The sequence below is a fragment of the Ohtaekwangia sp. genome, from assembly GCF_036568665.1.
GTDB lineage: Bacteria > Bacteroidota > Bacteroidia > Cytophagales > Cyclobacteriaceae > Ohtaekwangia.
Genome location: NZ_DATCSD010000241.1, coordinates 1 through 10,029 on the forward strand (window position 1 = coordinate 1; position 10,029 = coordinate 10,029).

Sequence of the window (10,029 nt, forward strand, 5' to 3'; positions counted from 1 at the left end):
TCTGGGGAATGGCAGTGATGAAGCGATCGATCTGTTGATCCGCGCGTTCTGCGAACCTAACCAGGATTCTATTCTTATCACGGAGCCAACGTATGGTATGTATTCCGTATGCGCTGAAGTAAATGCCGTGAATGTACAGCGTGTTTTACTTACACCGGAGTTTGATATAGACCTCGAAGCTTTTCCCCGCACATTTGATGCTACTACAAAAATTATATTCTTATGCAGTCCGAATAACCCTACCGGTAATTTACTGAGTCGCGATAAAATACTGGAAGTTTTGAAACGCTTCTATGGACTGGTTGTGATCGATGAAGCCTATATCGATTTTGCCAAGAGTAAAAGTTTTGTAGAAGACCTTGCTAAATATCCGAACCTCGTGGTATTGCAAACTTTCTCTAAAGCGTGGGGACTCGCAGGTTTGCGTCTCGGTATGTGTTTCGCATCCGAAGAGATCATTAACATACTGAACAAGATCAAGTATCCCTACAACGTAAACATCCGCACGCAGGAGCTGGCACTGGATGCACTTGAAAAAGTGAACGTAGTCGAAGAATGGGTAAAGGAGATCATCAAGCAACGCACCAAGCTCGCCAAAGCCTTTGAAAAACTATCGATCACCGAACAAGTATATCCTTCGGATAGTAACTTTATACTCGTGCGCGTAAAAGATGCTCCCGCTATATATCAATACTTGCTGGAGCATCGCATCATCGTCCGCGATCGATCTCGCGTAACGCTATGCTATAACTGCCTGCGCATCACAGTAGGAACTCCGGAGGAGAATGACAGGCTCGTGCGTGCGCTGGAGGAGATGTAGGCATTTAACGTTATTCGTTAACGGTTAATCGTCAATCGTATTGATGTAAAGAATAACAAATTGAATATCGAACAAGGAATATCGATTAACGAATGTTGAAGTATAAAGACACACGTGCGAATAACGAATAACGAACACGGAGTAAAGAAGTAAGAAGGCACACTTCCCTCACACCCCAGAAACAAAAGATATGAAAAGAGTACTATTTATAGATCGCGATGGAACGCTTATCATCGAGCCACCCGATGAGCAGATTGACTCATTGGAGAAACTGGAATATTATCCGGGAGTTTTTACGTGGCTCGGAAAGATTGCAGCTGAAACGGATTTTGAATTGGTAATGGTCACCAACCAGGATGGACTCGGTACAAATAGTTTTCCGGAAGAAACATTCTGGCCAGCGCAAAACAAAATGCTAAAGGCGTTGGAGAATGAAGGTATTCACTTTCCGAAAATATATATTGACCGAAGTTTTGCACGCGAGCAAAAACCAACACGAAAACCCGGCACGGGTATGCTTACCGAGTTTTTCAGTGAGGCGTATGATCTGAAAAATTCTTTTGTGATTGGTGATCGTCTTACCGATGTAGAGCTGGCGAAAAATCTGGGGGCAAAAGGAATTTTACTCAACAACGGTAGTTTGCAGGAGAAAATGACTGCACAAGACTTAGAGTCGCACTGTGCATTAATAACACTTAGCTGGAAAGACATATATACTTTTCTCACAACACCTTCGCGCAAAGCTTCTGTTAAGCGCACAACCAAAGAGACCGATATAGATATAGCGATAAACCTGGATGGCAGCGGAAAATCGCATATTGAAACAGGACTTGGGTTCTTCGATCACATGCTCGATCAACTTGCACGTCATGGAAATATAGATCTGTCCATCAAAGTAAAGGGCGACTTGCATATTGATGAACACCATACCATTGAAGACACAGCACTCGCCCTGGGAGAGGCGTTTCTCAAAGCGCTTGGCGACAAGCGTGGTATAGAACGTTATGGTTTTTGTTTACCGATGGATGATTGTCTTGCGCAGGTAGCGATCGACTTTGGCGGAAGACCGTGGATTGTTTGGGATGCCGAGTTTAAACGAGAGAAGATTGGTGAGATGCCAACCGAAATGTTCTATCATTTCTTTAAATCATTCTCTGATACTTCGAAGAGTAACCTGAATATAAAAGTAGAAGGTACCAACGAACATCACAAGATCGAAGCCATCTTCAAGGCATTCGCGAAAGCTATCAAAATGTCGGTAAAGAAAGAAGGTAATCAACTGCCGAGCACCAAAGGGATTTTATAGTATATATTTATAGCACAGGTAAAATTATGAAACTGGCAATCGTTAAATATAATGCAGGCAATATACAATCCGTCTCCTTTGCACTGGAGCGGCTGGGTATAGATTTCACGATCACGGATAATGCAGAAGAGATTGCGAAGGCTGATAAAGTATTGTTTCCGGGTGTAGGTGAAGCCAGCACAACGATGGCCTACCTTCGTGAGCGAAAGCTGGACCAGGTAATTGTTCGTCTGCGGCAACCGGTATTGGGCATTTGCCTCGGCATGCAGCTGATGTGCAAATATTCTGAAGAGAACAACACCAACTGCCTCGGTATATTTGATGAAACCGTAAAGCTATTTATACCCGAAGGCGATATGAAAGTGCCGCACATGGGCTGGAATAGTATAGCTCGTTCGGATAATTGGATCGATCCGGCCACTGAAAATCAATATGCCTACTTTGTGCACAGTTACTATGTGCCGGTAAATACATTTACCTCGGCCGTAACAAACTATATAGTGCCCTTCAGTGCTGCCATGCATCGGGATAATTTTTATGCTGTGCAGTTCCACCCGGAGAAATCGGCACAGACCGGAGAACTGGTACTGAAGAGTTTCCTTAACTTGTAAATCAACCCAACACTCATGAGAATTATTCCCGCCATCGACATTATAGACGGTAAATGCGTAAGACTTACACAAGGCGATTATGCTCAGAAGAAAATATACAATGAAAACCCGTTGGATGTAGCCAAGTCATTCGAAGACCAGGGCTTGCGATCTTTACACCTGGTAGACCTCGATGGCGCGAAGGCCGGTAAGGTAATAAACTGGAAAGTAGTGGAAAGCATTACAACCAACACCAGCCTTGCCGTTGATTTTGGTGGCGGCATAAAAACAGATGATGAGATCAAACGTCTTTTTGATTATGGCGTGAAGCAGGTAAACCTCGGAAGTATTGCTGTGAAAGAACCGCAGAAAGTAATACAGTGGATCGATGAGTTTGGTGCAGACACGATCATTCTCAGTGCCGATGTAAAGAATGGCAAGATCGCCATTAGCGGCTGGCAGGAAAATTCTTCGCTGGGTATAACAACATTTCTCCGCGACTATGTACAGCATGGTATAGAATACGTAACGTGTACGGATATCAGCACCGATGGTATGCTTACCGGTCCGAACCTGGAACTGTACAAAACTTTATTGCTCAGCTTTCCGCAGCTGCACCTGATTGCCAGTGGTGGCGTGAGTAACCTGGGAGATTTACAAGAGCTTAAACGCATTGGTGTGGATGGTGTTATTGTCGGCAAAGCGATCTACGAAGGACGCGTGAAGCTGGAAGAACTGGTATTACTTTAATGTGCAACGAACTTAACGATATATAGCCTTGCTTACGAAACGAATAGTGCCGTGCCTCGATATTAAAGATGGCCGCACAGTGAAGGGTATAAACTTTGTAAACATTCGCGATGCTGGCGATCCGATAGAACTCGGTGCTACCTACGCGCAGCAAGGTGCCGATGAACTGGTGTTCCTCGATATATCGGCCACCAACGAGCAACGCAAAACATTTGCTTCGCTGGTAAAAGATATAGCACGCCATATAAATATACCCTTTACAGTAGGTGGCGGCATCAGCAGCGTAGCCGATGTAGCACCACTGCTTGAAGCGGGAGCTGATAAAGTAAGTATAAATTCTGCTGCCGTGCGCAATCCTCAACTGATCGATGATCTGTCGCGGGCGTTTGGTGCACAATGTATAGTATTGGCTATCGATGCACGTAACATCGATAATGCGTGGACGGTGCATACCCACGGAGGAAAAAATCCTACAGATAAAAAATTATTCACCTGGGCGAAGGAAGGACAGGAACGCGGTGCAGGAGAAATATTGTTTACCAGTATGGATCATGATGGCACAAAGCGTGGTTTCGCGAACGATCCGCTGGCCAGGCTGAACGAATTATTGCAAATACCAGTCATTGCTTCGGGTGGTGCCGGCACGATGGAGCACTTCACCGATGTATTTACTTTGGGCAAAGCTGATGCTGCTCTTGCGGCCAGTATATTTCACTTCGGTGAGATAAAAATACCGGAACTGAAATCATACCTGAACCAAAAACAAATTTGTATGCGAATGGATTGATAGTGATCAGAAATTTCTATCTTATCACTGTCAACCCGTTGCGTCATGATTTTAATACATAAACGAAAAATGAAAGATCTCGCTATAAATTTCTCCAAGCTCAATGGCCTTGTTCCCTGTGTGGTACAGGATGCCCGCACGGCACGTGTATTGATGCTGGGATTTATGAACGAAGAAGCCTATACCAAAACTTTGCAAGACAAGCGCGTTACATTCTTCAGTCGCAGCAAACAACGCCTCTGGACGAAAGGTGAAACATCAGGCAATTATCTGGAACTGGTAGATATACTCCTCGATTGCGATCAGGATACATTACTGGTAAAAGTAAATCCGAAAGGTCCAGCCTGCCACACCGGTGCCGACACGTGCTTCAATGAAAAGAACGAGCGCTGCGATACCTGGAGTTTATCAACCCTCGAAGCGATTATACAAGATCGCAAAGCCAACCCACAGAAAGGCTCCTATACCAACAAGCTGTTAGACTCAGGTATAAATAAGGTAGCACAGAAAGTTGGCGAAGAAGCCGTGGAGCTAGTGATCGAAGCCAAAGACGACAACAAAGAGCTCTTCCTCGGTGAAGCATCTGACCTGCTGTACCATTACCTCGTGTTGCTCACGGCCAAAGGATATACATTGAGTGAGGTACTGGATGTATTGAAGAAGCGACACGCGAAATAGCTGTTAATCGTTCATGATTACCCGTTAATTGTGGGTATGTGAACGTACATGAAGACGTAATTCCGTAACGAAACTGAATATCGAACAAGGAACATCGATTAACGAATGTCGAAGTATAAAAGCCCCTGCTCCAAACGCTTTTACCATAACGATAACGGGTAACAGACTTAGAATTTATACTTCACATCGTTCAAACCTACCGACAACATCTTGCCGGCGGGATCAATCCACTTGCCCGCCCAATAGTTATTGTCGGCCAGATACAAGCCTCCTTCCTGATACGCGCTGTGCCAGGTAAATTCGAATTTACCCGTTACTTTATTTCCGACTGATTCAGTCAGATATATTTTCGTTTGATCAAATGAACCCTGTACATTGATACGCTCGTGTTGCTTTTGATAGAAGTAATATCCGGATACTTTCTTAGTTTTCTCGTTCAGTTCTATCGCCATACTAAAGGGATATTTACCATCTATACTCCCCACAATAAAATATAGGTTGGGTATCTTTGGGGAGTTCTCTCTATAGAATAAAAACTTTTCGAGGGTCGACATGTTACTATAGGAGGTTTTAAAGAGTACATATTGGCCAAACTCACTCAGATATGGCTTAAGAGAATCTTTCGGAATATCTACTGAATGAAATGGATCGCAAGCTTGTGCAGCATGAGGGAAACAATCGTGCGTAAGAGAAAAGGTTATGTTGTTTTTTGATAACAGTATATCTATATCATAGCAATCGCAGTAAGGCTCAAACTCGGTACATTCTTTCGCTGTATTAAATTCGCGATTACAATCCGGAAGCCAATGCCTATCCAAAAAGGCAAAGTAGCCATTCAACGAGAAGAATGTATTAAACGTCAGCAGTTTTTCTTCAAGCTGATTGCCATTGAACAGATCAAAGTATAAATGTTCGGTTACCTGGTTCAGGTATGCTCCCGAGTATTCTCCTGAAAAAGAAATAAAGAGTATATCTGATTTTACCTCCCAATCAAATTCAACGCCATACCACAAAAACTCGGATACTTTTTGCGGATCGAAGCTATCGATCATAAAACGATCCAGTATAGCATCGTTTATTTTCTTCACAGCAGCGCCTTTCGTTCCGGTATTATCAATAACAAAGGGTATATCTGACTGAGATGATTTATTAAGTGTTTCCGTAAATACAATAGTCTCAACGGTTATACTCTGGGCGTAAGAAATGAAGCTGAGAAATAATGCAGTAACGGTTAGAATGGATCGCATATCAATTACTTAAAAAATTCAGCTACCAGGGGAACATCCGCCATTGAATATGGAACAAAGGAACATTGATGAACGAATATTGAAGTATAAATACACATTCCTGTCACACGCTCACACTCCAGCGCCTGCAGCCTGTAACTAGTGGCTATTTCGAATATCGAACACGGAATTAAGAATAACGAAGTATAAATATACGCTTCCATCCTACTCACACACTTCTGGTAGCCAGCAGCTATAAACCAGCTGTTAAAACTTAATATCCGCATATACACCGCGCATACTTGTTCTGCACGACAAGCGGCCTCGCAGCGCATCGGGTTTGAATAGCGATTTACCCAGGAGCATACGTACACACTCTTGTATACCTTCGGTTATCGATGGATGCGGGTGAACGCATTCAGCAAGTTCTTCGATACCTTTATTCATCCAGATCAGTAACGCTACGGCTTGTATAGCGCTGGAAGCGTGGTTGCCTATGATCTTTAGTCCGAGTATCTTCATCTGCTCGTCATTGGTTACGAGCAGTTTTATAAAACCTTGTGTATTGCGTTTGGCAATGGCGCGCGGTATACAACTATAATCGAGCGTTACCACTTTATAGTCGATACCTTTTTCGCGGGCCTGCGTTTCGTTAAAACCCACGCCTGCAACCTCCGGATTCAAAAACATAATGGTGCTGATATTCTCATATACCAGTCTGTGATCGGGGCTGCCAAATATTTTTTCAACAGCATAGCGTCCTTCCAGTTCGCCAACATTTACCAAAGATATATCGGCTGTTATATCGCCTACGGCATATATATTCGAGACGTTGGTTTGCGTATCATTATCTTCAATGCCGCGTTTGGAAATACTGATGTCAACACCTTCATCCCACAGGTTTTCGTAATTTGGTATACGTCCTACTGCTACCAATGCTTTCTCTACATTGAACACGGCTTTGCTACCATCATCGTATTCCAGCTCATACTCCACACGTTCGTGCTTGATCTCCATGCGAATCAGCTTGGAGTTACGGTGTATCAGCACACCGCTGTTCTCCATGTTGCGTTCAATCACGCGTACTATATCTTCATCTTCGAAGGGAAGTATCCGATCACCTTTATCGATGAGGTGTACTTTTGTTTTACCAAAGCCCGAAAAGATAGTGGCATACTCACAACCAATTACCCCGGCTCCTACAATCACCATGCTCTCCGGAAAATCTTCCATAGCTTCTATGCCTTCACTCGTCATCACGATTTTTTCATCGATGGGGAGCTCCGGTAAATATCGCGGGCGACTGCCGGTGGCGAGTATAACATAATCGGCCCACACAACTTCTTTTGTCATGTCGGAGCTTTCAATCTCGATCTCATTCTGAGTAATCAGCCGGGCAGTACCTTGCTTAAAAGATAACAGCTCTGAGTACTGCGAGTCTTTCATCAGTTCCATGTGCTCTTCGAGCATGCTCGTTCGTTCATGCACGGCACGCTGCACCTCGGCTTGTATCTCTTTATAGTTTATGCTGGGCACTTCCAGGTTAAACCGTTTCAGGTTCTTGCGGAAGGAAGCAGTTTCGCGCGATAACTCCCACCAGGTTTTGGATGATAGCGCACCATTGGTTACACCTGCGCCTCCAACGAGGTTCTTTTCGATCAGAAGTGTTTTCTTCCTGAAATCCAACGCGCGCATCGCAGCAGCATACCCGGATGGGCCTGCCCCGATAACGACCAGATCATATTTCTCCATAAGAAAGGACTAAAGCGACAATGATTTATACCCCAAGGTACACTTTAACAGGTTTTATTAAAAGAATTTTTCACGGTCAACAGCAGGAGAATACGTCCCCAAAACAGATACGGCATCAACCTTCGATTACCTCCGGATACCGGTTTATTGCTTACCTTTGAAGGGTAAGACCCTTGGATGAAATTAGTTTATTCGATTATCTTTTCTGGTCAGTCACTAGCCAAAACGTTAGCTGAAAAAAGAGGCGTTACCATCTCCAATGCCATTGGTCTGAGCCTGCTTGGCTTTAGTCTTTTACTATTCAGTCTTTATTTTATCTGGTATGGATGGAGCGTTGTAACAGGTGCTATTCCGTTGATCGGTTTGTTCGCCTTTCTAACAGTAGTATTGAATCGCGCAGGCCAGGTATATATCAGTCGCATCTGGATAAGTTTATTTATGCCAGTTGTAATCACTGCGCTTTCCATTTACTCCAAGTGGCTATACTATAGCACTCCTGAAGAGCTTGACTATTTTGCCTTCCGTTTTGTTATACTCGGCAGTTGTTCGTTCCCCTGGGTGCTGTTCTCTATACGCGAAAGAAAGTCGTTGCTGTTTTGTTCGTTTGCCTGTATTACTATATTGTTGTGTTACGATCCGCTGCATCATTGGTTTGGCGTTGGGTATGCACAGCAAAAACTGAAAGCCTCCACGTATTACTTTGCCAACGTGGTGATCTTTGTTTCATACTGTTTACAAATCAGCGCACTCGCATTTTTAAAATGGACGTCTGAGCGAAACGAGGAGCGAAATATAGAGTTGATCGAAGAGCTCCATGAAACCAACGAAATTCTCACAGAGAAAAATGCCGAGATCGAAGCACAGACTTCGGAACTGCAGGCGCAGAGCGAAGCACTCGCGGTTAGCCAAAAACAATTGATGGATGCTTACCTGTTGATACAGGAACAGAAAGACAGACTTCTCTCTCAAAACCAATCGCTGACATCAGAGCTTATTGAAAAGAATAAAGATCTTACTGAAACTAACTCTGAGTTGATCAAACACAACAATGAGCTGCGCCAGTTTTCCTATACTGTATCGCACAATCTTCGCGGGCCGGTAGCCAGTCTGTTGGGGTTGATCCATTTGCTTGATCCTGCCAGTATACCGGAACACGATGCAGAAGTACTGGAACATATACGCACTTCTTCGGAGAGGCTTGATACGATCATTAAAGACCTCACCAAGATCATCGACATCCGTCATGATATTTTCAGGATACGACAGAAGATTAACCTGCAGCAGGAAGTTGCCGAACTCACTAAAACACTTTTAAAAGATATACGGCTGCACGATGTTGCTGTTACTACGGATATTATAACACAACATATATACTCGGTAAAGCCGATGGTGCACAGTATTCTGTATAACCTGATGAACAATGCCATCAAGTATCGTTCGGCAGAGCGATCGCCAGTTATACAGGTAAATACCCGCGAGAATGCGGAATACTATATATTGGAGGTGACTGATAACGGACTGGGTATAGATCTGAAGCGTAACCGGAATGATCTTTTCCGGCTATATAAACGTTTTCATTTTCACACCGAAGGAAAAGGCCTTGGGCTATATCTGGTAAAACTGCAGACCGAAGCACTTGGCGGCTATATTACGGTTGACAGTGAAATGAACCGCTTCACAAAATTTACTATCTACCTGAAGCGTCCTACAGATATACAGCGGCAGGTATTGCTACATGAACCGTATGCTGAAATTTTCTTCGATGCACAGATCAATGCCACGGGTATAATCTGGCATGGCCCTGTTACAAGCGAGCAATACCGGAATGTTTTTATCAAATGTCTTGAGTTTATGAAGGTATATAATACCCCGAACTTCATTGCCGACTTGTCGCACCAGGGACATATTGAAAAGGATGATCAATTGTGGATGTTCCGCGAAATTCTGCCGGAAGCTGCCCGCAATGGTCTCACGCGCATCGCAGCGATTCGTCCGGATGCTACAGATACACATATTCGTGACTATCTTCGCAGCATCAACGAGACATTGGTGAAACTCGGCATCTGGCAGCAATTCTTTTTATCGATGAAAGATTCTGTCGACTGGCTTGAGTCAGAGAA

9 protein-coding genes are annotated in these 10,029 nt (G+C 43.9%); 7 read left to right on the forward strand and 2 right to left on the reverse strand.

The window, feature by feature from the left end:
- The 6 genes from hisC to hisIE all read left to right on the forward strand — a co-directional run.
- Window positions 1-820: histidinol-phosphate transaminase (gene hisC, locus VIN08_RS13310; protein WP_331965785.1), on the forward strand; the 820-nt coding region annotated here is incomplete at its 5' end.
- A gap of 190 nt (window positions 821-1,010) precedes the next feature.
- Window positions 1,011-2,126 carry a bifunctional histidinol-phosphatase/imidazoleglycerol-phosphate dehydratase HisB gene (gene hisB / locus VIN08_RS13315; RefSeq protein WP_331965788.1) on the forward strand — a complete coding sequence of 372 codons (1,116 nt, stop codon included), beginning with the start codon at window positions 1,011-1,013 and terminating at the stop codon, window positions 2,124-2,126.
- 26 nt (window positions 2,127-2,152) lie between these two features.
- On the forward strand, window positions 2,153-2,737 hold the full coding sequence (gene hisH, locus VIN08_RS13320; protein WP_331965791.1) for an imidazole glycerol phosphate synthase subunit HisH: 585 nt from the start codon (window positions 2,153-2,155) through the stop codon (window positions 2,735-2,737).
- A gap of 15 nt (window positions 2,738-2,752) precedes the next feature.
- Window positions 2,753-3,466 carry a 1-(5-phosphoribosyl)-5-[(5-phosphoribosylamino)methylideneamino]imidazole-4-carboxamide isomerase gene (gene hisA, locus VIN08_RS13325; RefSeq protein WP_331965794.1) on the forward strand — a complete coding sequence of 238 codons (714 nt, stop codon included), beginning with the start codon at window positions 2,753-2,755 and terminating at the stop codon, window positions 3,464-3,466.
- Between the two features lie 28 nt (window positions 3,467-3,494).
- A complete protein-coding gene (gene hisF, locus VIN08_RS13330; protein WP_331965797.1) occupies window positions 3,495-4,253 on the forward strand; it encodes an imidazole glycerol phosphate synthase subunit HisF in 759 nt (252 codons plus the stop codon).
- Window positions 4,254-4,322: 69 nt separating this feature from the next.
- Entirely contained in the window at window positions 4,323-4,931 is a 609-nt protein-coding gene (hisIE, locus tag VIN08_RS13335) for a bifunctional phosphoribosyl-AMP cyclohydrolase/phosphoribosyl-ATP diphosphatase HisIE (RefSeq protein ID WP_331965809.1), read from the forward strand.
- 167 nt (window positions 4,932-5,098) lie between these two features.
- Here hisIE and VIN08_RS13340 read toward each other — a convergent pair whose 3' ends face one another.
- Window positions 5,099-6,178 (reverse strand): hypothetical protein, encoded by a 1,080-nt coding sequence (locus VIN08_RS13340; RefSeq protein ID WP_331965800.1) that lies wholly within the window; start codon window positions 6,176-6,178, stop codon window positions 5,099-5,101.
- Window positions 6,179-6,424: 246 nt separating this feature from the next.
- A complete protein-coding gene (locus tag VIN08_RS13345; RefSeq protein WP_331965803.1) occupies window positions 6,425-7,909 on the reverse strand; it encodes an NAD(P)/FAD-dependent oxidoreductase in 1,485 nt (494 codons plus the stop codon).
- Window positions 7,910-8,086: 177 nt separating this feature from the next.
- Here VIN08_RS13345 and VIN08_RS13350 point away from each other — a divergent pair.
- Window positions 8,087-10,029 (forward strand): sensor histidine kinase (locus VIN08_RS13350; protein ID WP_331965806.1); only part of this gene is annotated, 1,943 nt, incomplete at its 3' end.

Bases quoted from the DNA above. Each gene is read 5' to 3' on its own strand.
- hisB (WP_331965788.1), top strand. From the start codon at position 1,011: ATGAAAAGAGTACTATTTATAGATCGCGATGGAACGCTTATCATCGAG.
- hisH (WP_331965791.1), top strand. From the start codon at position 2,153: ATGAAACTGGCAATCGTTAAATATAATGCAGGCAATATACAATCCGTC.
- hisA (WP_331965794.1), top strand. From the start codon at position 2,753: ATGAGAATTATTCCCGCCATCGACATTATAGACGGTAAATGCGTAAGA.
- hisIE (WP_331965809.1), top strand. From the start codon at position 4,323: ATGAAAGATCTCGCTATAAATTTCTCCAAGCTCAATGGCCTTGTTCCC.
- VIN08_RS13340 (WP_331965800.1), bottom strand. From the start codon at position 6,178: ATGCGATCCATTCTAACCGTTACTGCATTATTTCTCAGCTTCATTTCT.
- VIN08_RS13345 (WP_331965803.1), bottom strand. From the start codon at position 7,909: ATGGAGAAATATGATCTGGTCGTTATCGGGGCAGGCCCATCCGGGTAT.